Raw genomic sequence first — 23,482 nt, 5'->3', positions numbered from 1 at the left:
CGGGACGGAACGATTCGCACCGGATTCGGCTTGTTCAACCTGGGCCCCCCCGTGCAGAGGAGGCAAGCATGACCAACCTCACCCGTGACGACGTGCTGAAAGCCGTCGGCCACGCCGACGATGTCACCATCGCCAGAATCATCGCATCGGGCGCAACCGTCGCCGAACTCGCCGAGGCGCAGGCCTGGCTCGCCAACGACGAGCCGCTGATGAATGCCGGCAGGCCGCTGGCCACCGGCCGCGCCCGCGAGCTGGTCGACATCCTGTCCGAACTCGAACCCGCTGATGACGACGAGCCCGGTCAGCTCAGCCCACCGACCGCTCCGCAAGAATAGCCTGGATGACGAAGCCCTCCCCGTGATCGCGGGGAGGGCTTTTTGCACGCGCGTCAGTTCAGTTTGCGCTTCGAGACCGGGGCATCGAACTGCACGATCTCGGCGGTCTTGGACACCTGACCGTTGAAGGTCAGCACATTGCCCTTCTCCGAGATCACAACGCGATCGCCGTCCTTGACCTCGCCGGCCAGGATCATCTCGGCCAGCGGGTCCTGCACGCTGCGCTGGATCACCCGCTTCAGCGGGCGGGCGCCGTAAGCCGGATCCCAACCCTTTTCCGCGAGCCAATCCCGCGCCTTCGCATCCAGCACGAGCTCGATCTTGCGATCCTCGAGCAGCCTGGTCAGCCGTGCGAACTGGATCTCGACGATGCGGCCCATCTCGCTCTTCTGCAGGCGGTGGAACAGGATGATCTCGTCGATGCGGTTCAGGAATTCCGGCCTGAAATGCGCCCGCACGACGCCCATCACCTGGTCGCGGACCGCCGCGGTGTCCTCGCCTTCCGGCTGATTCACCAGGAACTCCGAACCGAGGTTCGAGGTCATGATGATCAGCGTGTTGCGGAAGTCGACGGTGCGGCCCTGACCATCGGTCAGGCGGCCGTCGTCGAGCACCTGCAACAGCACGTTGAAGACGTCGGGATGCGCCTTCTCGATCTCGTCGAACAGCACCACCTGGTAGGGCCGGCGCCGCACGGCTTCGGTCAGCGCTCCGCCCTCGTCGTAGCCGACATAGCCGGGAGGCGCGCCGATCAGTCGCGAGACCGAGTGCTTCTCCATGAACTCGGACATGTCGAGGCGGACCATCGCGGTCTCGTCGTTGAACAGGTCAGCGGCGAGCGCCTTGGTCAGCTCGGTCTTGCCGACGCCGGTCGGCCCTAAGAACATGAACGAACCGGTCGGCCGGTTCGGGTCCTGCAGGCCTGCACGGGCACGGCGCACCGCGGTTGCCACCGCCCGCACCGCTTCGGCCTGGCCGACGACGCGCTTGGCAAGCGCATCCTCCATTTTCAGGAGTTTGTCCTTTTCGCCCTCGAGCATCTTGTCGACCGGCACGCCGGTCCAGCGCGAGACGACCTGCGCGATGTGGTTGGCGGTGACCGCCTCTTCCATCATCTCGCCGCCGTTCGGCTTGCTGCTCTCCTGCGCCTCGATGTCGGCGAGCTTGCGCTCCAGCTCGGGAATCCGGCCATAGGCCAGCTCGCCCGCCTTCTGGAATTCGCCGCGGCGCTGCGCATTGGCAAGCTCGACGCGGAGTGCATCGAGTTCGCTCTTCAGCTTCTGGGCGTTGGAGAGCTTGTTCTTCTCCGCGCTCCAGCGCGCCGTCAGCGCGGCCGACCGCTCCTCGAGCCCTGCGAGCTCCTTCTCCAGGGTCTGCAGGCGGCTCTTCGAGCCGGCATCGCTCTCCTTCTTCAGCGCCTCCTGCTCGATCTTCAGCCGGATGATGTCGCGATCCAGCGAATCGAGCTCTTCCGGCTTGGAATCGACCTGCATCTTCAGCCGCGCCGCCGCCTCGTCCATCAAATCGATGGCCTTGTCGGGCAGGAAGCGGTCGGTGATGTAGCGGTTCGACAGCGTCGTCGCGGCCACCAACGCGGAGTCGGTGATGCGCACGCCGTGGTGCTGCTCGTATTTATCCTTGAGGCCGCGCAGGATCGAAATGGTGTCCTCGACCGTCGGCTCGCTGACATAGATCGGCTGGAACCGGCGGGCCAGCGCGGCATCCTTCTCGACATGCTTGCGGTATTCGTCGAGCGTGGTCGCACCGATACAGTGCAGCTCGCCGCGCGCCAGCGCAGGCTTCAGGAGGTTGGACGCGTCCATCGCGCCGTCGGTCTTGCCGGCGCCGATCAGCGTGTGCATCTCGTCGATGAACAGGATGATGCCGCCCTCGGCGGACGAGACCTCCTGCAGGACGGATTTCAGCCGTTCCTCGAACTCGCCGCGATATTTCGCGCCGGCGATCAAGGCGCCCATGTCGAGCGACAGCAGCTTCTTGTCCTTCAGGCTCTCCGGCACGTCGCCGTTGAGGATGCGCAGCGCTAGGCCCTCGACGATCGCGGTCTTGCCGACGCCGGGCTCACCGATCAGGACGGGATTGTTCTTGGTCCGCCGCGACAGAACTTGAATCGTGCGGCGGATCTCCTCGTCACGGCCGATCACCGGGTCGAGCTTGCCGTCACGCGCGGCCTGCGTGAGATCGCGGGCATATTTCTTCAGCGCGTCATAGGCGTTTTCTGCCGTCGCGGAATCCGCGGTGCGGCCCTTGCGCAGCGCTTCGATCGCCGCGTTCAGGTTCTGCGCCGTGACGCCGCCCTTGCTCAGGATGGAGGCGGCCTCGCTGCCCTTCTCGAGCGTCAGCCCGAGCAGCAGCCGCTCCACGGTGACGAAGCTGTCGCCGGTCTTGTCGGCGGCCTTTTCCGCTGCATCGAAGGCGCGCGCCAGCTCCGGCGACAGGTAGACCTGTCCGGCACCGCCACCCGAAACCTTCGGCAGCTTGTTCAGCGCCTCTTCGGTCGCTTTCAGGATTGCCCTGGAATTGCCGCCGGCTCGGTCGATCAGACCGCCAGCGAGCCCCTCATTGTCGTCCAGCAGCACCTTCAACAGATGCAGCGGCGAGAACTGCTGGTGACCGTCGCGCATTGCGAGCGATTGGGCAGACTGGATGAATCCGCGCGAGCGCTCGGTGTACTTCTCAATGTTCATTCGTTTTCCCTCGGCCTGCCGTCACCACCCATTCAGGCGTGGTTCCGGCATCTTCATTGGGTTTTCCGCGGGCCGCGTTGACGTTCCTCAACCAGCCTCTGGTCGTCGCCATCATTTTTCAGGCTTGCCGCAGATGTGGGCACTTGGTTCCGAAACGGAAGAGCCACAGTCTGCGATTTCACCCGATCGAGCTCAGCGCCGCACGATGGCGACAAGGTAGCGGCAGGGCTGAGCAGTTTCGTTACGGAAGACGATGTCCGACGGCGGCCCGAGCTCGACGCGGTCACCCGCAGCGAGCTCATGACGTTCCGCCCCCTCCATCAAGGTGAGGCGGCCGCTGATCACCCAGACCACCTGACGGATCAGGTGATAGGCGCTGGCCGGGAAGCCGGCTTCCTGTCCCGCAGGCAGCTCGACTTCTACCAGCTCCAGCGGATTGGCCGGATGCAGGAACACCTGCCGCCGCAGATAGGCCGCCTTTGGATCGCGCCACACCGGCTGATCCTTAGCCCGCTGCAGGCGGGAACTGGCTGAGGCAACCTCGAACAGCGCGGCCATGGTCAGGCCATAGGCCGTGGCAATCCGCGACAGCGTCGCCGCCGTTGGGCTCGCCTCCGCCCGCTCGATCTTGCTCAGCATGGCCTTGGACACGCCTGCCCGCCCGGCGAGTTCTGCCAGCGACCAGCCGCGCCCCTCCCGCTCGGCGCGAACCCGCCGCCCGAGGGCCTCATCGGGCCTGTCTTCTATAATTGACATGACGTCTCATATAGTGGACGATCGGGCCTGTGCAAGAGGCCCGTCGAGGAAAGACCAATGATTATCCGCCCCGCCGCCGAGCAGGACATTCCCGCAATCACCGCGATCTTCAACGAGGCGGTGGTCAACTCGAATGCGATCTGGACGGAGAAGCAGGACACCGAGGCCGAACGGCTGGCCTGGATGAAGGCCCGGCTGGCGTTGGGCTACCCGGTGCTGGTCGCAGCCGAAGGGCCCGTGGTGCTTGGATACGGTACGTTCGGCGACTTCCGCGCCTTCCCAGGTTACCGCTACAGCGTCGAGCACAGCGTCTACATCCATGCCGACCACCGCGGCCGCGGGCTCGGCCGGGTCATTGTCGACGAGCTGATCGCCGCGGCCATTGCGCTCGGCAAGCACGTCATGATCGCCGGCATCGACGGCGGCAATCCCGCCTCGCTCCGGCTGCACGCGCAGGCCGGCTTTGTCGAGGTCGCGCGGATGCCGGAGGTCGGGCGCAAGTTCGGCCGCTGGCTCGAACTCGTGTTCATGCAGCGCGTGCTGGACACGCCTGGCGCGGCGCGGCCCGACTAGCTGCCTTGGCGTTGGCGGTGGTTCTCCTCGTCCGCCAAACAAGATAGAGCGGGGCATGGACAATACGCACGCTTGCTCCGCCCGGATCACCGGCATCTATCGCTATCCCGTCAAGGGTCTGACGCCCGAGCCGCTGCCCCACGCCGAACTCAAGGTCGGCGAGACGCTTCGCTCGGATCGCCGCTACGCGATCGAGAACGGTCCGAGCGGTTTCGATCCGGCGGCGCCGAAATGGCTGCCGAAGCCACATTTCCTGATGCTGCAGCGGGACGAGTGGCTGGCGCCGCTGCAGGCCCATTTCGACGATGACAGCCATGTGCTGACACTGCGGCAGGATGGCGCAATGGTGGCTCAGGGCGATCTCGAAACGGCAGAGGGGCGCCTGGCGATCGAGCGCTACTTCGCCGATCGTCATGCCGGCCGGATCAAGGGGCCGCCCAAGGTGCTGGTCAGCCCCGGGCACAGTTTCTCGGACGTGCCGCGCAAGGTGGTATCGATCATCAACCTGGCGAGCCTGCGGGCGATCGAGGAGATGGTGCAGGCGCCGGTGCATCCGCTGCGCTTCCGCGCCAACCTCTATGTCGAGGGCTGGCCGGCCTGGCATGAAGCTGGCCTGCTCGACCAGACCATTGCGATCGGCAGCGCGCGGGCAAGGGTTGTGAAACGGATCACACGTTGTGCTGCGGTCAATGTCGATCCCGACACCGGCGTGCGCGACCTCTCGGTCCCGAACACGCTGATGCAGCGCTTCGGCAACAATGAATGCGGCATCTACGCGGAGATCATCGGCGACGGCGGCGCAGCCGTCGGCGACACCATTGTCGCGGAACCGCACTAGGTCACGCCAGGTTCCGTATTCCTTGAAGACGGCATAAACGTGGATCGAATTGCAATGTTCGGTTGCGTGCAATAGACTTCACTCGAAATTTTGAATGCAGCAAATTTGTCGAAATTGATTGCACGGGGTTGCCATGAGCATGATCATGGTTTCGTACCGGCGGGTCGATCAGGACACAGCGGGCCGCATCGCCGACCATCTGATCGAGAAGTACGGTGAGAAATCCGTCTTCTTCGACGTCAACAGTATTCGCACCGGCGCCAACTTCGTCGACCGGATCGCCAAGGCCATCGTCGCCTGCGACATCGTCATCGCGGTGATCGGTCCGCATTGGATCGGCAAGACCGACGATGGGAAACCGGCGCGTCTGGAGGATCCCGCAGATTCCGTGCGCTTCGAGATCGAGACGGCGCTGAAGCACAACAAGACGCTGCTGCCGCTGCTGGTGAACGGCGCAACCATGCCGGAGGCTGCCGAGCTGCCGGAATCGCTTCGCTTCCTGCACTTCTGCAACGCCGCCCGGGTCGACTCGGGTCAGGATTTTCGCATGCACATGACCCGCCTGATCGATACGATCAACGAGGTCCTGAGTGAGGCCGGGCGGTCGCCGCTGCGTGAAGTTTCGCCGATCAAGCGCTACTGGAAGTACGGCGCAGGCCTCGCCGCCGCAGCATTGGCGCTGGCCGTATGGACCGTCGGGCCCGCGTTCGAACATACCGTGGTGAAGTCAGGCGGACAGGGCGATCAGACCACCGTCGGACGCACGACGCCGCCCGCCGTTCCGACCTCCGTCACGCAGCGCGCCAAGGCGCATGACGGTTTTCTCTTTCCCGATTCCGATCGACGATTTCTAGCCGAGGCAGACCTCAAGGATATGTCGGCGATCGAGCTGCGGATCGCGCGAAACGAGATCTTCGCGCGGCATGGCCGGTTCTTCAAGGATCAGGTGCTCGCGAACTACTTTTCGCAATTCGCCTGGTATCAACCCGCCGCGGTCGAAGTCCCCCTGAGCAATCTCGAGGCAACCAACGTCGACACGATCGAGGCGAAGGAGCACGAGAAGTAAGGCCAGCCGGCCCTATCGGTTGACGTCGCACCGCGCATGGCCACCTCCCCCTTCTCTGAGAGAGGTGGCCAGTCCCTGATCAATTCGTCGGCATTACATAGGCGTAGATCCGGCCACGCGGGACCGGCAGCTCGCGGACGCGGTGGCTGCTGTTGCCGGAGATCATGATCGGATTGCCCTTGGCATCGACGCCGGTGATGATGCCAACATGACCGCCGCCGCGGCGGCCCATCACGGCGATGGCGCCGACCTGCGGACCGGAAACGCGCTGGCCATATTTGGCGAACGAGCTCGCCATGTCGGAGCCGGTGCCGCGATGGCCGGTCTGCTGCAGCACCATGTTCATGAAGCGCGCGCACCACAGGCTGGAGCGGCCGGTCGGGTTGCCGCCGCCGAGGTAACGGCGCGCCGTGTCGACGATGCCGGATGAGCCGAAACCGCCGGTCGCGCTCACGCCGCCGGTGTTGGGCACGGCTTCAGCGGAGCTCGGCAACCGGGCCGCGTTGGCCTCGGTGAAATCTCCGCCCGCCTCCGCCTGTGCGCGGCGCTCGGCGCGCGACAGCCGCGCGGTGTGCCGATAATAATGATGATGACCGGTGTGGCGCGCGAGATGGCCGTCATGGGCCGAATGCGCGTGGTGCGAATGACGCGGGCGGGCGGAGGCCGAAGAAGCCGAAACGACAGCGAGAGTGAGCGAACACAGAGCCAGCGCCAAGACTCGAAGCGACCGGCGATACGCAAGCAACTGAACCATACTTCACGAGATCCTCTGAAACGCCCCCCCAACTCCCCGTCGCGCTCCCAAGGAAACACCCAAGGGAATGCGGCGGTGGGTTTTGAAAATCGGGATGTGGCGCGAGGAAGATTTCATGCGGCGCGGCGAGAACGATTTTCGGGTCATTCCGCGCAATTTCCGTGACGAAAATCGCCAGAACTGCCGCATTGCGGCCGCGGAAATTAACTGCAAATCTGGAGGCGGCCAACGAGAGGAGAATTTCAATGCCCCATGCCATCACGAAAGATCATGTCCGCCTCTATTTCGAGGAGGCCGGCAGCGGGACCCCGATCATCTTCCTGCACGAATTCGCAGCTGATCACACCAATTGGGAACCGCAGATGCGCTACTTCTCGCGCGGCCACCGCTGCATCGCCTATTCGGCGCGCGGCTACACGCCGTCGGACGTGCCGGCGGACGCCGAGGTCTACACCTACAAGCATTTCTACACCGACGCGCTCGCGGTGCTCGACCATCTCGGCATCGCGAAGGCACATTTCGTCGGGCTCTCGATGGGCTCCTATTCGTCGCTGCAGATCGCGCTCAACGCGCCGCAGCGCGCGCTGTCGATGACGCTGGCTGCGATCGGCTCCGGCTCCAGCCTCGAGAATCTCGATGCCTTCCGCGCGCAGTGCCGCGCCAATGCCGAGCAATACGAGGCCATCGGCGCGGTCGAGGTCGCCAAGGTGACGCGCGAGGCGCCGAGCCGGATCCCGTTCCTGGTGAAGGACCCGCGCGGTCACGCGGATTTCTACGCCGCGCTCGCCCGCCACGACGCGAAGGGCTCGGCCAACACGATGCGCAGCTTTCAGGGCGGCAGGCCCTCGATCTACACCATGACCGAGGCCATCAGGCGCGTGCCGACGCCGGCGCTGATCCTGTGCGGCGACGAGGACGACAATTGCATCGCGCCCAGCATGTTCCTGAAGGCGCACCTGCCGGCCGCCGGCCTCTCGTTCTTCCCGAAGTCAGGCCACGTGCTCAACCTCGAGGAGCCGGCGCTGTTCAACGAGATGGTCGAGCGCTTCATCGCCCTGGTCGAGGCCGGTCGCTGGCCCGTGCGCGATCCGCGGTCGCTGGTGGCGGCACCGGTCTAGGCCGTCATTCCCCGGTGCGCAATTGCGCAGCTGAGGGCGATGCCTAGCATCGAACCCGGAATCCGTTCATCCACGGAATTTGCGGCCCGATGGATTCCGGGTTCTCGCTTCGCGAGGCCCGGAATGACGATCGCAACTAACCGCTCCTACTTCCTCCCACCCCGGCTGAGCAGGAACACGCCTTGCTCGCCGAACATGTTCCACACCCACCAGGGCAGGTTGAGCGGCACCGGGCGGCCGTAGAGATCGAGCGCCACGGCGCGCTCCATCTTGACGTTGATCTCCTCGCAAAGCTGCACGAAGTCCTTGATGGTGCAGAAATGGATGTTCGAGGTGTCGTACCAGCTCGCCGGCAGATTCTCCGTGCGCGGCATGTGGCCGCCGATCAGGAGCTGCAGCCGCATCTTCCAGAACCCGAAATTCGGGAACGAGACGATGGCGCGCTGGCCGATCCGCAGCAGGTTCTCCAGCACCACCTTGGGCTGCCGCGTCGCCTGCAGGGTCTGCGACAGGATCACATAGTCGAAGGCGTCATCGGGATAGTTGACGAGATCGGTGTCGGCATCGCCCTGCACCACCGCGAGGCCCTTGGCGACGCAGCCATTGACGCCCTCGCGCGACAATTCGATGCCGCGGCCGTCGATGCCGCGGCTCTCCAGGAGCTGCAGCAATTCGCCGTCGCCGCAGCCGACGTCGAGCACGCGCGAGCCCGGCCTCACCATCTCGGCGACCAAAAGATGATCCCTGCGATAACCGCCGCCGGTCCGCTCCGGCGCGACGCCCGGCAAGGGCAATGTCTGCTGCATGCTCATGACTGGCCGTCGTCCTTCAGTCCGCGCGCCTTGCCTGCGGACAGCAGGAAGGCGCGGGAGATTTCGAGGAATTCCGGCACGTCGAGCAGAAACGCGTCATGGCCGCGATCGGTCTCGATTTCGGCGAACGACACCCGCGCGCTCGACGCGTTCAGCGCATGCACCAGCGCGCGCGATTCCGAGGTCGGGAACAGCCAGTCGCTGGTGAACGAGACCACGCAGAACCGCGTCTTGATGCCGGTGAACGCCTTCGCCAGCACGCCGTTGTGGTCGGCGGCGATGTCGAAATAGTCCATCGCGCGGGTCAGGTACAGATAGGAGTTGGCGTCGAAGCGCTCGACAAAGGACGAGCCCTGGTAACGCAGGTAGCTCTCGACCTGGAAATCGGCGTCGAACGAGAAGGTCGGCAGCTCGCGGTCCTGCATCCGCCGTCCGAACTTGCGGTGCAGCGCGGCGTCCGACAGATAGGTGATGTGCGCGGCCATTCGCGCCACCGCCAGGCCGCGATGCGGATGGGTGCCCTCGTCGACATAGCGGCCGCCGCGCCAGTCCGGATCGGCCATCACGGCCTGGCGGCCGAGCTCGTGGAACGCGATGTTCTGCGCCGAGTGCCGCGTCGAGCAGGCGATCGCGAGTGTCGCGAACACGCGCTCGGGATAAGCCGCGGTCCATTGCAGCACCTGCATGCCGCCCATCGAGCCGCCGACCACGCAGAACAGCGTCGCAATGCCGAGGCGATCGATCAACATCGCCTGGGCGCGCACCATGTCGGGGATCGTAATGATCGGGAAATCGAGCCCCCACACCTTGCCGGTCGCAGGGTTCAGCGACGCCGGCCCGGTCGAGCCCATGCAGCCGCCGATCACGTTGGAGCAGATGATGAAGTATTTGTCGGGATCGATCGGCCGGCCCGCGCCGACCATGGTGTCCCACCAACCGGGCTTGCCCGTGACGGGATGGGTGTTATTGACGTGCTGATCGCCGGTCAGCGCGTGGCAGATCAGGATCGCGTTGGACCTGTCGGCATTGAGCTCGCCATAGGTTTGATAGGCGATCTGGAATGGCGCGAGATCGACGCCGCAATCCAGCTTCAGCGGCTGATCCATGCCGAACTTCGCCACCAATGACGACGGATGATCGGCCTCATGGGCGCGATCATCGGTTGGGGTCTGCGGGCTCGGTATTGGACGCACGTTGCTCATCTAGGCGACCCTGCCTCCGCGCGGGAGGGCTCGAACAGAAAATCAGGCCATAAAAAACCCGGCCTGAACAAGGTTCGGCCGGGAGCTGATCTGTCCCCGGCCTGTTTAGCGAGTTGTTTAACGTGGCTGCAAGCCGGCCGGCTCAAATGACCACGGAGTGCAGCGAACCTAGTCCTCAGGCCCCCCGTCGTCAAGGCGGCCAGCGAACGTCCCCTTGCCCGGCGCCGATGGTTAACCGAATGCGCAAGGCACGCCTGCGACGTTTCTCTTTGCTTTCGCTGCCCGTCTTTCCTAATCAGGGACCTGTCCGGCACGGCATCGGGCCGCCCGGACGACAAGGTTTGAGAGCATGTCCAACCTACCCCCGTCGCCACCCTCGCTGCAGGAGCTGCGCAAGGAGATCGATGCGATCGACGAGCAGGTTCACCGCCTGCTGATGGCGCGCGGCGACATCATCGACCGCCTGATCCAGGTCAAGAAGACTCAGGAGGTCGGCTCGGCGTTCCGCCCGGCGCGCGAGGCCAGCATGATGCGCGAGCTGGTGCGGCGCCATCGCGGCATCCTGCCGCTCGACACCATCGAGAGCATCTGGCGCGTCATCATCTCGACCTTCACCTACGTGCAGGCGCCGTTCGCGGTGCATGCCGACGTTTCGGTCGGCGAATCCGCGATGCGCGACTCGGCGCGGTTTCACTTCGGCTTCGTGGTGCCCTACGTCTCGCATTTCAGCGCCCAGGCCGCTATCGAGGCCGTGGCCAAATCGAAGGGTGACCTCGCGCTGGTCTCTGCGATCGCGAGCCGTACGCCGTGGTGGAATGCGCTCGAGACCGATGGCGCGCCGAAGATCATCGCGCGACTGCCGTTCCTCGAACGCGCCGACCATCCCGCGGCGCTGCCGGTGTTCCTGATCTCGCGGGTCGCCGACGACGCCATGGTGACGGAGGTCGAGATGTGGAGCGTGCGCGTCTCCGGCTGGAACGCCGATGTCGCCCGCGCGCTGGCCCCGCTCGCCGAGATCGTGGCGGTCCCCGACACCGCCTTCGACGGTGCCGCCCTGCTGGTCTCGGTCACCGGGCAAGACTTCGAGAAGATCAAGCTCGCCTTGATCGAAGCCGGCGCCTCGGTCCGCTCGTCGGCCCTCGTCGGCAGCCACGCAACGCGCTATACGGTCCCCTCTAACGGGTCGCCAAAGAGCTAGCCGTCTGTTTATCCGGAGTTGATGATGTCCCGCCCCGTGCCGAACCCCGGCATCCTCGATATTGCGCCCTACACGCCCGGCAAGAGCCCGGTGCCGGAACCGGGCCGCAAGGTGTTCAAGCTGTCCGCCAACGAGACGCCGTTCGGGCCGTCTGCGAAGGCGATCGCGGCCTACAAGGCCGCCGCCGACCATCTCGAGGACTATCCGGAGGGCACCTCGCGCGTGCTGCGCGAGGCGATCGGCCGCGCTTACGGGCTCGATCCCGACCGCATCATCTGCGGCGCCGGCTCCGACGAGATCCTCAATCTCCTGGCGCACACCTATCTCGCCCCCGGCGACGAGGCGATCTCGACCACCCATGGCTTCCTGGTCTACCCGATCGCCACCATGGCGAACGGCGCCAGGAACGTGATCGCGGCCGAGACCAACTTCACTGCCGATGTCGACGCCATCCTCAAGGTGGTGACGCCGCGCACGAAGCTGGTCTGGCTCGCCAATCCGAACAACCCGACGGGCACCTACATCCCGTTCGACGAGGTCAAGCGGCTGCGCGCCGAACTCCCCTCGCATGTTCTGCTGGTGCTCGACGCCGCCTACGCCGACTATGTCTCGCGCAACGACTACGAGCTCGGCATCGAGCTGGTCGCGACCACGGACAATACGGTGGTGACGCACACCTTCTCGAAGATCCACGGCCTTGCGGCGCTCAGGGTCGGCTGGATGTTCGGCCCGGCGCATATCGTCGATGCCTGCAACCGCATTCGCGGTCCGTTCAACGTCACGACGCCGGCGATGCTGGCGGCGGTGGCGGCGATCGAGGACACCGAGCATGTGCAGATGTCGCGGACCCACACCGAGCAATGGCGCAACTGGCTGACCGAGGAGATCGGCAAGCTCGGGCTCAAGGTGACGCCGAGCGTCGCCAACTTCGTGCTGATCCATTTCCCGACCGACAAGGGCAAGACCGCGGCAGAAGCCGACGCCTATCTCACGCGACGCGGTCTCGTGCTGCGCGCGCTCAACAATTACAAGCTGCCGCATGCGCTGCGCATGACCATCGGCACCGAGGAAGCCAACCGCCTCGTGGTCGAGGGCCTGCGCGACTTCCTGGGTGGAAAGTGAACACCGACGTGACCACCGCTCCGCTCTTCAACCGCATCGCCCTGATCGGCTTCGGCCTGATCGGCGGCTCGATCGCGCGCGGCGCACGCGCGCAGGGCCTGGTCGGCGAGATCGTGACCACCGCGCGCTCTTCGAAGACGCGCGCCCGCGTCGCCGAGCTCGGCATCGTCGATCGCGTCGTCGAGACCAACATCGAGGCGGTGAAGGATGCCGACCTCGTCATCCTCTGCATCCCGGTCGGCGCCTGCGGCCCGGTCGCGGCCGAGATTGCCGGCCATCTGAAACCCGGTGCCATCATCTCCGACGTCGGCTCGGTGAAGGGAGCCGTCGTCAAGGACATGGCGCCGCATCTGCCTGACGGCGTGCACTTCGTGCCGGCGCACCCGGTGGCCGGCACCGAGCACTCGGGCCCGGATTCCGGCTTCGCCGAACTCTTCATCAACCGCTGGTGCATTCTCACGCCGCCCGAGGGCACCGATCCTGTGGCGACCGACCGGCTGCGCACATTCTGGGCCGCGCTCGGCGCCAAGGTCGAGATCATGACGCCGGATCATCACGATCTCGTGCTCGCGATCACCAGCCATCTGCCACATCTGATCGCCTACACCATCGTCGGCACCGCCGACGAGCTGGCGCAGGTGACGGAATCCGAGGTCATCAAGTTCTCCGCCGGCGGCTTCCGCGACTTCACCCGTATCGCGGCCTCGGACCCGACGATGTGGCGCGACGTGTTCCTCGCCAACAAGGACGCCGTACTCGAGATGCTCGGCACCTTCACCGAGGATCTGTCGAAGCTCACCCGCGCGATCCGGCGCGGCGACGGCGAAGCGCTGTTCGACCATTTCACCCGCACTCGCGCCATCCGCCGCGGCATCGTCGAGATCGGCCAGGATTCCGCCGCGCCCGATTTCGGCCGGCCGCATGCGAATTTGACGAAGTAGGCGCTCTTTCCACTCGTCGTCCCGGCCAAAGCCGGGCCCACATGTGGTTCGGCCGGAGAGTCACACGTCCGCATTCCCGCGACATGAATCGTCCGAGCTGTGCATCTCGCTTGGCCGCTCTGAGCGGATGGATAGGGTAACGGCGGCGCTCACCGTCGCAACCGCTGATCCCGGATCGGCCCCGCGGCCGATATCAGCGCAACCTTCTGTGTCAGCCGCTGGCGGCCGACGAGGCCGGCGGTTGCCAGCATGACGCCGCCGCCGAACCACAGCGAGCCGATCACGAACTCCCAGGCACGCGGCGGAATCTCATCGAACACGATGCCGTAGACCGACACCAATGCCGACAGCGCGGCAAGGAAGATGCCGCCCGCGCTCAGCAGCTCGACAGCATCGATCCGCCCCGTGGCGCGCAGGGCGGGCCTTGGAATATCGATGCCGAGATAGAAGCCGACGGCGCCGATCACGATCGCCGTCGCGATGAAGGCGAGTGTACCGAAGAAAGCGATGTGCCCTTTCGCAAGCTGGGCCGCAACGAAGGTGCCGGCCATGGCGCCGGCCATCGCCAGACCGGTTCGCTGCAACACATGCGCGGCGCGGCTGACCATCATCAGTTCGCGGGCGAGCACGGCTCTCTCCTTTCTGCTCATGATCCTCATCTGCAGGTGTCCTTTCCAGAGCAGTACGAATTCCGCCTCTCCCCGTAAGAACGGGGAGAGAGTGCTGAGCCGTCGCGGTTGCACAGCCGAGTCCCACCACCGTTTAGAACGGGTAGTAGCGGATCTGGGTCATGACGATGTGGTCGTCGGTCTTCGGCGCGCCGCCGACGCCCTCGAAGGCAAAGCGCTGGGTGTAGGAATATTGCGCGCCGGCCTTGATGGTGCCGTAAGAGCCCTTGAAGATCGTGTCGTAGAAGCCGACGGTATACTGCCTGACCTCCGAAGTGTTGCCGTTGCAGGTCGCGGCCGGCGAATTCTCGATGTTGCAGCCGAGATTGTTGTAGAGCGGATTGCCATAGCCGAACGGCACCGTGCCGACATTGGAGAAGGTCGCCTTGGTCTTCTCGAGCCCGGCATAGGCGTAGAGATCGAGCTCCGGCGTCGTATGCCAGACCGAGCCGACCAGGAAGGCCGTGATTGGCAGCGGCTGGATCGAGCCATCCTGGCGCACCGTCGCATCCGGGAACGGCGTCGCCGTGAAGCGGCCGAGCGAGCCATAGGATGCCGAGGCCTGCACTTCCAGCGTCTTCGGAACGATCTCGGCCGAGAGGTGCCCGCCGAAGCTCACCGTGTTGACGTCGTGATTGGCGAAGTTGAAGCGATCGTAAAAATCGCGATACAGCGCCCATGCTTCGACGTGCAGCTTGTACGGCCCGAGCCGCGGATCCCAGGCTCCCTTCACGGTGACATCAGGCACGTGGTTGAGGCTGACATTGTTCAGGCTGTTGAAGAAACTGCCGCCCGGGCCGGTCAGGTTCACCAGCAAGTTCGGATTGAGCACGCCTTGCGGCCCGAGTGCGGGCGTGCCGATCAGCGGCGTGTTGCCGCCGAAGAACGAGGTCTGCGGGTTTTCGGCCGAGACCGCGAGCTTGAACTCGGGCCCGATATCCTGCCAGACCCGGAGGCCCGGCTGCCGGGCGCCGAGGAAGCCCGGCACCAGCTCGAAATCGATCACGCCTGGCGTATCGGCGCCGCGCGGATCGATGCCCGCCTTGCTCGGCGTATTCAGCGACCACGACTGGCCGGCGAGCACATGCAGGCCGAGATCGTTGCGATCGATCTCGATGCTGGCCTGCCGCAGCCGCGGGTTGAACGAGTTGGTCGCAACCGAATTGGCGGTCTGCGCCGCGCCTTCGAAATCGAGCTCGCCATAGCCGGCGACGTGGATGGTCTCGGTGGCATTGGCTTCGGCGAGCACCGAGAAGCGGGTCTGGCGCGCGGTGAAGCGCGACTCGCCGGTGTTGTAGTTCTTGCTCTGCTGGAACGGGATGAAGTTGTAGATCGAGCCCGAATCCGAGGCGAGATTGCGGCTGCGATAGATGCCGGTGAGATCGACCCAGCCGCCGAAGGTGAAGGTGACGCCCTTGTAGCACAGCTTGCCCGAGGCGCAGGGATCGAACGGCACCGGCGCCTTGGCCGCCATCCGCGTGTTCTGCATTGCGCTCTGTCTTGCCGCCAGTGCCTCCTCCTTGCGCGCCTGCACTTCCATTTTCTGTTCGAGCTGCCTGAGCCGTGCCTTCAAGGCCTTCAGCTCTGACGCATCGTCGTCCGCCAACGCTGGACCTGCCGACAACAGCATGCTGCCGAGCAGAATTCCCCCGAGAATTCGCATCGCTTCCTCCACACGAGGTTGTTTCCTCAGGCGAGAGAGAGCGGAACTCGGGGAATGATATTCGCGATGGCCCGCAATATTCCGGTCACGTTTTTCTCATCGCGACCGCGGGAATGTTTTGCCGCGACGGGCGATATCGCGCGCGAGAAATAAGGAGTCCGCCCTGTTTGCCGGCTCCGTCATTGCAAGGAGCGTTAGCGACGAAGCAATCCATGCTTCCGCATATGCGGCGCAATGGATTGCTTCGCGGAGCCTGTCATCCGGCGGCGCTTCGCGCCGACCGGGTGGCTCGCAACGACGGAAGCGCTCAGAACAGCGGCGGAATCTGCGCGACTTTCAGCGGGCCCAAAAACACCGCGCCGTCGGCGAAGCGCAGCGGAAAGCTGCGCGCCTTCTTGCCTTCGAGCGCAGCTTCCGTGCCGAGCGAATTGATGCCGGCGGAGATGCCGGCATTGGCGTTCTGCTTGATCACCTTGCCGAGGCCGGGGATCGCGCGATCAAGCGCGCCAAACAAATTGCTGAGGTCCTGGCTCTTCACACCGGGCGCGACGCGATCGAGCGTTGACTGCGGCACGCCATCCTCCAGCATCTTGTCGATGCCGAGCGCGGGAATGACGCGCTCGAGGCCGGCGACCGTCATCTGCAACTCGCCCTCGATGCGGCCTTGCGCGTTGAGGCGGAGCGTACCGGCCGCAACCGACAGCACATCGCCCTGCTCGATCCGCGACTGCTGGATCTCGACGCTGCCGCCGGCCGCCTGGATCTCGCGGAAGCGATCCGGCCAGGGCTTCGGCGAAAAATCCTTCAGGCCGTTCAGCCGCGCATGAATGTCCGCGTTGAACGGCTGGGTGAGCAGCGGATGCACGTCCTGCAGGGTGCCGCCGGCAATCTGCAGCACGGTCTCGATCGCCGGGCTGTCCGGCGCCGAGCCTTCGACCTGCCGGCCGTGCAGCTCGATATGGTTGACGCGCATCAGCGGCGTCGGCGCGGCACCGCCGGTGCGATCGACCGCGAGATTGTCGAACAGCAGCGAGGCGCGCTGCGGCACCGCCGGCAGGCCGACCACGCTGGAGCGTCCGAGGCTCCAATTGACCTGCAGCGTCGGCTGCGCGTTGCGCTCGGCGATCGTGGCCGGGCCCTTGAACTCCGCGATCACGAGCTTGGGATCGTAGATCTGCGCCACGACCAGGATCTCGGCGAGCCGCGCCACGAACGACATTTGCGGCGAGGCAGTCTGCGACACCAGCATCACGCTGGGCTGCTCGCAGCGGATTTCGAGCCGGAACGGGTAGCCCGCCACCGAGCGCTTGTCGCAGTCATAGACCCGGCCGGCCTTCGCCTCCTGCGCGCGCCAGGCATCGGCCTGCACCCCGACCTGCGAGGCGGCGAAGAACCAGAAGCCGCTCCACAGCACCGCGGCGATCAGCACCGCGACGGGGACGGCATAAAGGCCGAAGCGCGAGCGACGGCGGGGGGCGGAGGTCATATCGGACATGCGGCGTCCTTTGGAGCGCGAATTTGTCAAAATCGAAGCGGCAGCAAGCCGCGGGCAAACCTTACGTTGCTGTTGCGCAACCCTCGCGCAACCTTTGCGTAACCCTTAGGTAACCCTTGGAAACATCACGGAATCTGCTTCGCTTCGACCTCGTGTTCTGCTAGCCCATCTCCGCGATGTCAGCAAATCCTCCCCACTCCGAAACCGACGGCGACCTCTGGGTGTTCGGCTACGGCTCGCTGATGTGGAAGCCGGGCTTCGAGTTCCTCGAGCAGGTGCCGGCACGGCTGATCGGCGAGCATCGCGCGCTCTGCGTCTATTCGTTCGACCACCGCGGCACGCCGGAGAAGCCGGGACTGGTGCTCGGGCTCGACCGCGGCGGCGCCTGCCGCGGCATCGCGTTCCGCGTTGCCGCCCGCCTGCGCCACGACACCATCGCCTATTTGCGGGCGCGCGAGCAGACCACCAACGTGTATCGCGAGGTGATGCGCTCGGTGTGGCTGGAGAATGCGGCGCGCGATCGCGTCTCCGCGCTGGCCTATGTGGTCGACCGCGGCCATGTGCAATATGCCGGGCGGCTGTCGCTCGCCGAGCAGCTGCGCCTGGTGCAGCAGGGCCATGGCCGCTCCGGCAACAACCGCGACTATGTGCTGTCGACCGTCGCGACGATCGAGCAGCAGGGATTTCGCGATGCGCCATTGCACCAGCTTGCGGTGATGCTGCATGACGCGGGCACCGCACTGCATCGCGATGCGCGCGCGGCGGGCGGACCTGATCCGGCCTGAATGCGGCGTGCCATCGGCATCGATCGCATAGATTGAAGAGTTCGCGGAGTTTTGCCACGGCGCGAACAATATTGTGGTCTCAATTTCCGGTCGCTGGAATGGAATGACTGGAATGCGCCCCTCATTGCCAAAGCTCGCCGCCATCGGCCTGCTGTTGCTGCTGAACTCACCATCTCATGCCGGTCTGCGAGAGGATGGCGCGGCGTGCGACGCCAAGGAGCCGCACCCGGAGCTCGCGATCCCGGCCTGCACCCGCCTGATCGCGGCCAATCCGAGGGGGCGCGACCTCGCGACCACCTATTACAACCGGGCGCTGGCCTGGCATAACAAGGGCGATCTGGAGAAAGCCAAGGCGGACTACGATCAGTCGATCGCGATCAATCCGTCGTTTGCGCCCTCCTATGGCCAGCGGGCGAAGGTCTATCTGCAAAACCAGGACTATGACCGTGCGCTGAGCGACTTCGATCAGGCGATCCGGCTCAAGCCCGCAGGTCCGTTCAGCGCGGGCTGGTTCAACAATCGCGCCGAGCTGTTCGTCGCTACCGGCGACTATGATCGCGCGCTGGCCGATTACGGCAAGTCGATCGAGCTCGATCCCAGCTCCTGGTACGCCTACGTCAATCGCGCGCTGGTCTACGATTTCGGCGGCAAGGATCGGCTCGCGGCGCTGCATTGCCAGAGTGCGATCAAGCTCGCGCCCCGCGCAGCCGGCCCCTATTATTGCCGGGCCGTCGTCGAGATCAGCGCCGGCGATCTCGACAGTGCCGCGCGGGATATCGAACACGCGATCGCGATCCAGGACGGGCAATCCGAGTTCTACTCGCTGCGTGGCCTGACGCTGGCCAGCAAGGGTGAGCTCGACCAGGCCATGCGCGACTACGACCACGCCACGCAACTCAACGCCCAGGGCGCGCTGAACTACGCACGCCGCGGCCTCGTCGACGAGCAGAAGGGCGATATCGATGGTGCGCGCGCCGACTTCCGGCATGCGCTCGACGTCATCGGCCTCGATCAGCTCGACCGCACCCAGGGCCAGCGCGTCGCCAGGGAAGGTTTGCAGCGGCTGGATCAGGTCGCCAGCCCGGAGAAGAGCGTCGTCGCCGATCACGGCGCGGCCAAGCCTGGCGCGGCCAATCCTGCCGCCGCGCTCGCGGCGGCCGTTCCGGTGCCGCCGATCGGCGCGAGTCCCAAGGCCACACCAACCGAACGGCGCATCGCCCTGGTCGTGGGTAACTCGAAGTACCGCTCCGTCCCGGTGTTGCCGAACCCCGGACAGGATGCCGCGGCGATTGCCGACACGCTGCGCGCCGTCGGCTTCCAGGATGTCCGCCTCGTCACCGATGCCACGCGGGACGGCCTGGTCGAAGCCCTCAAATCATTCGCCGACGCGGCTGACGGCGCCGACTGGGCCGTGATCTACTATGCCGGGCACGGCATGGAGATGGCCGACGAGAACTATCTGGTGCCGGTCGACGCCAAACTCGCCACCGACCGCGACGTGTCGTTCGAGGCCGTCGCGCTGACCCAGGTGATGGGCGCCACCGAAGGGGCGCGCAAGCTGCATCTGGTCATTCTCGATGCCTGCCGCGACAATCCGTTCGCCAACCAGATCAAGCGTACCGTCGCGTCGCGCTCCATCGGCAGGGGATTGGCGCAGGTCGAGCCCGACAGCGGCACGCTCGTGGTCTACGCCGCCAAGCACGGCCAGGTCGCGCTCGACGGCGACGGCGGTCACAGCCCGTTCGTGACCGCCCTGATCAAGCGCATGCAGACGCCGCGGATCGAGATCCGCAAGCTGTTCGACCTCGTGCGCGACGACGTCATGGCGGCGACGGATCGGCGGCAGCAGCCCTTCAGCTACGGTTCGGTGCCGGGAGCCGAGGATTTCTATTTCGTCGGCGCCAGCCAGAACGCGGCGAAGTAGTCCGTGTCTGCCCGATCGAGAACGATGCGATCGAGAATGCGGCCCTCGTCGGGCGTCTGTCGCTATCCGGCAAATCACGGCGGGTGTATGGCAGCGGCCTGTGACATTTAGGCTTTTGCGTCGCGGCATGGACGGATAGAAGCTCATCCGCGAACATCGGCACTGATGCAATGAACCTCTCCGCCCCCTTCATCCGCCGGCCGGTCGGCACCACGCTGCTGTCTCTTGGACTGGTGGTGGCGGGCATCATTGCGTTCTTCAAGCTGCCGGTGTCACCGCTGCCCGACGTCGACATCCCGACCATCATGGTGCAGGCGACCCTGCCCGGCGCCAGCCCGGCCGACGTCGCTTCCACCGTGGCGAGCCCGCTGGAGCGCCATCTCGGCCAGATCGCCAGCGTCACCGAAATGACGTCGTCGTCCTCGCTCGGCTCCGCCCGCATCACGCTGCAGTTCGACATCGACCGCGACATCAACGGCGCTGCGCGCGATGTGCAGGCGGCGATCAACGCGGCGCGCGCCGACCTGCCGACCAACCTCCGCGCCAATCCCACCTACCGCAAGTTCAACCCGGCCTCGGCGCCGATCCTGATCTACACACTGACCTCGGACACGCTGACGCCGGCCGAGCTCTATGACGCCGCCTCGACCGTACTGGCGCAGAAGCTGTCGCAGGTCGAGGGCGTCGGCGAGGTCTCGGTGGGCGGCGGTTCGCTGCCCGCGGTGCGCGTCGAGCTGATCCCGCCGGCACTCTACAAATACGGCATCGGGCTCGAGGACGTCCGCGCCGCGCTCTCGAGCGCCAATGCGCACAGCCCGAAGGGCGGGATCGATGTCGGGGACCAGCGCTACCAGATCTACGCCAACGACCAGGCGAGGCGCGCCGCCGACTACAAGCCGCTGGTCGTCGCCTACCGCAACGGCGCCGCGGTGCGCCTGACCGACGTCGGCGACGTCATCGATTCAGTCGAGAATGTGCGCACGCTCGGCCTTTCCAACGGCAAGCCGGCCGTCGTGATGATCGTGTACCGGCAGTCGGGCGCCAACATCATCAAGATGGTCGACAGCGTGAAGGGGCTGATGCCGCAGCTCAGGGCCTCGGTCTCGCCCGCGATCGACATCACGCTGGCGATGGACCGCTCGAAGACGATCCGGGCCTCGCTGCACGACGTCGAGATCACGCTGCTGATCGCGGTCGCCCTGGTGATCCTGGTCGTGTTCGCCTTCCTGCGCGATGCGCGGGCCACGCTGGTACCGGTGGTCGCGGTCGGCGTATCGCTGATCGCGACCTTCGCCGTGATGTATCTGCTCGGCTACACCCTCGACATCTTCTCGCTGATGGCGCTGACGGTGGCGACCGGCTTCGTGGTCGACGACGCCATCGTGGTGCTGGAGAACATCGCCCGCCACATGGATGCCGGGATGTCGCGGCTGGAGGCGACGCTGGTCGGCACCCGCGAGGTCGGCTTCACCGTGCTGTCGATGAGCGTGTCGCTGATCGCGGTGTTCGTGCCGATCCTGCTGATGGGCGGGCTGGTCGGCCGCCTGTTCCGCGAATTCGCCATGACGATCACGATCGCGATCGTAATCTCGCTGGTGGTGTCGCTGACCACGACGCCGATGATGTGCGCGGTGCTGCTGCGCAAGGAGGAAGGCCAGCCGCACGGCCGGATCTACCGGATCAACGAGCGCGTCTTCGAGCTGATGCTGAGCGGCTACCGCGCGACGCTCGGCCTCGCGCTGCGCCATCCGCTGCTGGTGATGCTGATCCTCGGCTGCACGCTCTATCTGAACTTCCATCTCTACTCGGTGGTGCCCAAGGGCTTCGTTCCGCAACAGGATACCGGACTGTTGATCGGCTCGATCCAGGCCGACCAGAGCACCTCGTTCCAGCTGATGCAGCAGAAGCTGACCCAGTTCATCGACATCGTGAAGTCAGATCCGGCGGTCGACACCGCGGTCGGCTTCACCGGCGGCGGCGGCGTCGGCCCGGGCGGCACCAACACCGGCACCGTGTTCGCCTCGCTGAAGCCGATGGGCGAGCGCAACCTGCGCGCCGACAAGGTGATCGAACGGCTGCGCGACCCCCTGGCACAGGTGGCGGGCGCCACCCTGTTCCTGCAGTCGATCGGCGATCTCGGCGCCGGCGGCCGCTCCGGCAATGCGGCCTATCAATACACGCTGAAGGGCTCGACTTTCGAGCAGCTGAACGAGTGGACGCCGAAGCTCGTCGCTGCCTTGCAGAAGGAGCCGACGCTCGCCGACGTCAACACCGACCAGCAGAACAAGGCGCTGCAAGCCAATCTCGTGATCGATCGCGACGCCGCCTCGCGGCTCGGGATCTCCGTCAGCCAGCTCGACAACACGCTCTATGACGCGTTCGGGCAGCGCCAGGTCTCGACCATCTTCGTCGCGCGCAACCAGTATCACGTCATCATGGAGGTCGCGCCGCGTTTCTCGCAGGACCCGCAGACCCTGAAGGAGGTCTATATCTCGACCTCGGGCGGATCGGCGAGCGGCACGCAGAGCACCAATGCGGTGGCCGGCACAGTGGCCTCGTCGTCGCAGAAGAGCTCGATCAGCTCGGTCGCCGCCAGTGTGGTGCGCAATCAGGCCACCAACTCGATCGGCGCCACCGGCAAGGGCGTTGCCTCGACCGGAACCGCGGTCTCGACCAGCGCGGAGACGATGATCCCGCTGTCGAGCGTCGCCCGCTTCGAGCACGGCGAGACGCCGCTCGCGGTCAACCACCAGGATCTCTTGGTCGCCAGCACCATCTCGTTCAACCTGCCGCCGGGCGTCTCGCTCAGCACCGCGACCACCACGATCGAGAACGCGATGCATGCGCTCGGCATGCCGGCGGGCATTTCCGGCGGGTTCGCGGGCTCCGCGAAGGTCTTCCAGCAGGCGCTGGCGAACGAGCTGTTCCTGATCCTCGCAGCACTTGCGACGATCTACATCTCGCTCGGCATGCTCTACGAGAGTTACATCCACCCGCTGACCATCCTCTCTACCCTCCCCTCGGCCGGCGTCGGCGCAGTGGCGGCGCTGATGCTGTCGCACACCGATTTTGACATCATCGGCATGATCGGGGTGATCCTGCTGGTCGGAATCGTAAAGAAGAACGCCATCATGATGATCGACTTCGCGCTCGATGCCGAGCGCCAGCGCGGGCTGTCGTCGCGCGATGCGATCTACGAGGCCTGCCTGATGCGCTTCCGCCCGATCATGATGACGACGCTCGCCGCGCTGTTCGGCGCGGTGCCGCTGATGATCGGCCTCGGCGAAGGCAGCGAGCTGCGCCAGCCGCTCGGCATCGCGATCTTCGGCGGCCTGATCCTGAGCCAGATCCTGACCCTCTACACTACGCCGGTGGTCTATCTCTATCTCGACCGCGCCAGGCTGTGGACGCAACGGCGCCGTGCGGCGCGCCGCGCACGCCGGGCAGCGGCACGCGCGTCCTGACCGGGCCGCGCACTCACACCATGTTACCCTGCACAGCTGGCGTCGGCGACGCCTGAGCGAATG

The 23,482-nt window shown here is 65.6% G+C and carries 19 protein-coding genes and 1 riboswitch; of the genes, 11 read left to right on the top strand and 8 right to left on the bottom strand.

The features are described from left to right. The first annotated feature begins 68 nt into the window (after positions 1-68). Complete coding sequence (locus AKN83_RS25435) at positions 69-335, top strand: hypothetical protein (protein ID WP_050405006.1); 267 nt, start codon at positions 69-71, stop codon at positions 333-335. Between the two features lie 53 nt (positions 336-388). Here the strand turns inward: AKN83_RS25435 and clpB are convergent, their stop codons facing one another. Then, positions 389-3,040, bottom strand: coding sequence for an ATP-dependent chaperone ClpB (clpB, locus tag AKN83_RS25430; RefSeq protein ID WP_050405007.1), 2,652 nt, complete (start codon positions 3,038-3,040; stop codon positions 389-391). Between the two features lie 192 nt (positions 3,041-3,232). Beyond that, entirely contained in the window at positions 3,233-3,796 is a 564-nt protein-coding gene (locus AKN83_RS25425; RefSeq protein WP_050405008.1) for a helix-turn-helix domain-containing protein, read from the bottom strand. 57 nt (positions 3,797-3,853) lie between these two features. Here AKN83_RS25425 and AKN83_RS25420 point away from each other — a divergent pair, with 57 nt between their 5' ends. From AKN83_RS25420 to AKN83_RS25410, 3 genes are all read left to right on the top strand, one after another. Beyond that, positions 3,854-4,369 carry a GNAT family N-acetyltransferase gene (locus AKN83_RS25420; protein ID WP_050405009.1) on the top strand — a complete coding sequence of 172 codons (516 nt, stop codon included), beginning with the start codon at positions 3,854-3,856 and terminating at the stop codon, positions 4,367-4,369. A gap of 55 nt (positions 4,370-4,424) precedes the next feature. After that, a complete protein-coding gene (locus AKN83_RS25415) occupies positions 4,425-5,207 on the top strand; it encodes an MOSC domain-containing protein (RefSeq protein ID WP_050405010.1) in 783 nt (260 codons plus the stop codon). A gap of 133 nt (positions 5,208-5,340) precedes the next feature. Next, a complete protein-coding gene (locus AKN83_RS25410; RefSeq protein ID WP_050405011.1) occupies positions 5,341-6,273 on the top strand; it encodes a YARHG domain-containing protein in 933 nt (310 codons plus the stop codon). A gap of 79 nt (positions 6,274-6,352) precedes the next feature. Here the strand turns inward: AKN83_RS25410 and AKN83_RS25405 are convergent, their stop codons facing one another. Next, a complete protein-coding gene (locus AKN83_RS25405; protein WP_050405012.1) occupies positions 6,353-7,027 on the bottom strand; it encodes a TIGR02594 family protein in 675 nt (224 codons plus the stop codon). Positions 7,028-7,272: 245 nt separating this feature from the next. Here AKN83_RS25405 and AKN83_RS25400 point away from each other — a divergent pair, with 245 nt between their 5' ends. After that, the gene (locus AKN83_RS25400; protein ID WP_050405013.1) at positions 7,273-8,145 is read left to right on the top strand and encodes an alpha/beta fold hydrolase; all 873 of its coding nucleotides are present in this window, start codon (positions 7,273-7,275) and stop codon (positions 8,143-8,145) included. Between the two features lie 146 nt (positions 8,146-8,291). Here the strand turns inward: AKN83_RS25400 and metW are convergent, their stop codons facing one another. Beyond that, complete coding sequence (metW, locus tag AKN83_RS25395) at positions 8,292-8,957, bottom strand: methionine biosynthesis protein MetW (protein ID WP_050405014.1); 666 nt, start codon at positions 8,955-8,957, stop codon at positions 8,292-8,294. Then, positions 8,954-10,159, bottom strand: a complete 1,206-nt coding sequence (gene metX / locus AKN83_RS25390) for a homoserine O-acetyltransferase MetX (RefSeq protein WP_050405015.1) — start codon at positions 10,157-10,159, stop codon at positions 8,954-8,956. Before metX ends, metW begins: the two co-directional genes overlap by 4 nt. Before the next feature lie 84 nt (positions 10,160-10,243). Next, a riboswitch (SAM riboswitch) is annotated at positions 10,244-10,323 on the bottom strand. Positions 10,324-10,508: 185 nt separating this feature from the next. Between metX and AKN83_RS25385 the strand changes: the two genes are divergently transcribed. The 3 genes from AKN83_RS25385 to AKN83_RS25375 are packed head-to-tail and all read left to right on the top strand — an operon-like array spanning position 10,509 to position 13,420. Continuing rightward, complete coding sequence (locus AKN83_RS25385; protein WP_050405016.1) at positions 10,509-11,357, top strand: chorismate mutase; 849 nt, start codon at positions 10,509-10,511, stop codon at positions 11,355-11,357. A gap of 24 nt (positions 11,358-11,381) precedes the next feature. Then, positions 11,382-12,479 carry a histidinol-phosphate transaminase gene (gene hisC / locus AKN83_RS25380; protein WP_050405035.1) on the top strand — a complete coding sequence of 366 codons (1,098 nt, stop codon included), beginning with the start codon at positions 11,382-11,384 and terminating at the stop codon, positions 12,477-12,479. Between the two features lie 8 nt (positions 12,480-12,487). After that, the gene (locus AKN83_RS25375) at positions 12,488-13,420 is read left to right on the top strand and encodes a prephenate/arogenate dehydrogenase family protein (RefSeq protein WP_050405036.1); all 933 of its coding nucleotides are present in this window, start codon (positions 12,488-12,490) and stop codon (positions 13,418-13,420) included. Between the two features lie 149 nt (positions 13,421-13,569). On the opposite strand, the gene AKN83_RS25370 is transcribed toward AKN83_RS25375, so the two are convergent. From AKN83_RS25370 to AKN83_RS25360, 3 genes are all read right to left on the bottom strand, one after another. Next, positions 13,570-14,049 carry a hypothetical protein gene (locus AKN83_RS25370; protein ID WP_244522086.1) on the bottom strand — a complete coding sequence of 160 codons (480 nt, stop codon included), beginning with the start codon at positions 14,047-14,049 and terminating at the stop codon, positions 13,570-13,572. A gap of 133 nt (positions 14,050-14,182) precedes the next feature. After that, entirely contained in the window at positions 14,183-15,751 is a 1,569-nt protein-coding gene (locus AKN83_RS25365; RefSeq protein WP_244522085.1) for a hypothetical protein, read from the bottom strand. A gap of 307 nt (positions 15,752-16,058) precedes the next feature. Next, positions 16,059-17,246, bottom strand: a complete 1,188-nt coding sequence (locus AKN83_RS25360) for a DUF2125 domain-containing protein (RefSeq protein ID WP_050405019.1) — start codon at positions 17,244-17,246, stop codon at positions 16,059-16,061. Positions 17,247-17,422: 176 nt separating this feature from the next. On the opposite strand from AKN83_RS25360, the gene AKN83_RS25355 reads away from it, so the two are divergent. From AKN83_RS25355 to AKN83_RS25345, 3 genes are all read left to right on the top strand, one after another. Next, on the top strand, positions 17,423-18,031 hold the full coding sequence (locus AKN83_RS25355; protein ID WP_050405020.1) for a gamma-glutamylcyclotransferase: 609 nt from the start codon (positions 17,423-17,425) through the stop codon (positions 18,029-18,031). Between the two features lie 112 nt (positions 18,032-18,143). Next, on the top strand, positions 18,144-19,955 hold the full coding sequence (locus AKN83_RS25350; protein WP_050405021.1) for a caspase family protein: 1,812 nt from the start codon (positions 18,144-18,146) through the stop codon (positions 19,953-19,955). 170 nt (positions 19,956-20,125) lie between these two features. Further along, on the top strand, positions 20,126-23,419 hold the full coding sequence (locus AKN83_RS25345) for an efflux RND transporter permease subunit (protein WP_050405022.1): 3,294 nt from the start codon (positions 20,126-20,128) through the stop codon (positions 23,417-23,419). Positions 23,420-23,482 lie beyond the last annotated feature (63 nt).

It is taken from the genome of Bradyrhizobium embrapense, assembly GCF_001189235.2.
GTDB classification, from domain to species: domain Bacteria; phylum Pseudomonadota; class Alphaproteobacteria; order Rhizobiales; family Xanthobacteraceae; genus Bradyrhizobium; species Bradyrhizobium embrapense.
This window is presented reverse-complemented; position numbering and strand designations above follow the sequence as displayed.

Bases quoted from the DNA above. Each gene is read 5' to 3' on its own strand.
- AKN83_RS25435 (WP_050405006.1), top strand. From the start codon at position 69: ATGACCAACCTCACCCGTGACGACGTGCTGAAAGCCGTCGGCCACGCC.
- clpB (WP_050405007.1), bottom strand. From the start codon at position 3,040: ATGAACATTGAGAAGTACACCGAGCGCTCGCGCGGATTCATCCAGTCT.
- AKN83_RS25425 (WP_050405008.1), bottom strand. From the start codon at position 3,796: ATGTCAATTATAGAAGACAGGCCCGATGAGGCCCTCGGGCGGCGGGTT.
- AKN83_RS25420 (WP_050405009.1), top strand. From the start codon at position 3,854: ATGATTATCCGCCCCGCCGCCGAGCAGGACATTCCCGCAATCACCGCG.
- AKN83_RS25415 (WP_050405010.1), top strand. From the start codon at position 4,425: ATGGACAATACGCACGCTTGCTCCGCCCGGATCACCGGCATCTATCGC.
- AKN83_RS25410 (WP_050405011.1), top strand. From the start codon at position 5,341: ATGAGCATGATCATGGTTTCGTACCGGCGGGTCGATCAGGACACAGCG.
- AKN83_RS25405 (WP_050405012.1), bottom strand. From the start codon at position 7,027: ATGGTTCAGTTGCTTGCGTATCGCCGGTCGCTTCGAGTCTTGGCGCTG.
- AKN83_RS25400 (WP_050405013.1), top strand. From the start codon at position 7,273: ATGCCCCATGCCATCACGAAAGATCATGTCCGCCTCTATTTCGAGGAG.
- metW (WP_050405014.1), bottom strand. From the start codon at position 8,957: ATGAGCATGCAGCAGACATTGCCCTTGCCGGGCGTCGCGCCGGAGCGG.
- metX (WP_050405015.1), bottom strand. From the start codon at position 10,159: ATGAGCAACGTGCGTCCAATACCGAGCCCGCAGACCCCAACCGATGAT.
- AKN83_RS25385 (WP_050405016.1), top strand. From the start codon at position 10,509: ATGTCCAACCTACCCCCGTCGCCACCCTCGCTGCAGGAGCTGCGCAAG.
- hisC (WP_050405035.1), top strand. From the start codon at position 11,382: ATGTCCCGCCCCGTGCCGAACCCCGGCATCCTCGATATTGCGCCCTAC.
- AKN83_RS25365 (WP_244522085.1), bottom strand. From the start codon at position 15,751: ATGCGAATTCTCGGGGGAATTCTGCTCGGCAGCATGCTGTTGTCGGCA.
- AKN83_RS25360 (WP_050405019.1), bottom strand. From the start codon at position 17,246: ATGTCCGATATGACCTCCGCCCCCCGCCGTCGCTCGCGCTTCGGCCTT.
- AKN83_RS25355 (WP_050405020.1), top strand. From the start codon at position 17,423: ATGTCAGCAAATCCTCCCCACTCCGAAACCGACGGCGACCTCTGGGTG.
- AKN83_RS25350 (WP_050405021.1), top strand. From the start codon at position 18,144: ATGCGCCCCTCATTGCCAAAGCTCGCCGCCATCGGCCTGCTGTTGCTG.
- AKN83_RS25345 (WP_050405022.1), top strand. From the start codon at position 20,126: ATGAACCTCTCCGCCCCCTTCATCCGCCGGCCGGTCGGCACCACGCTG.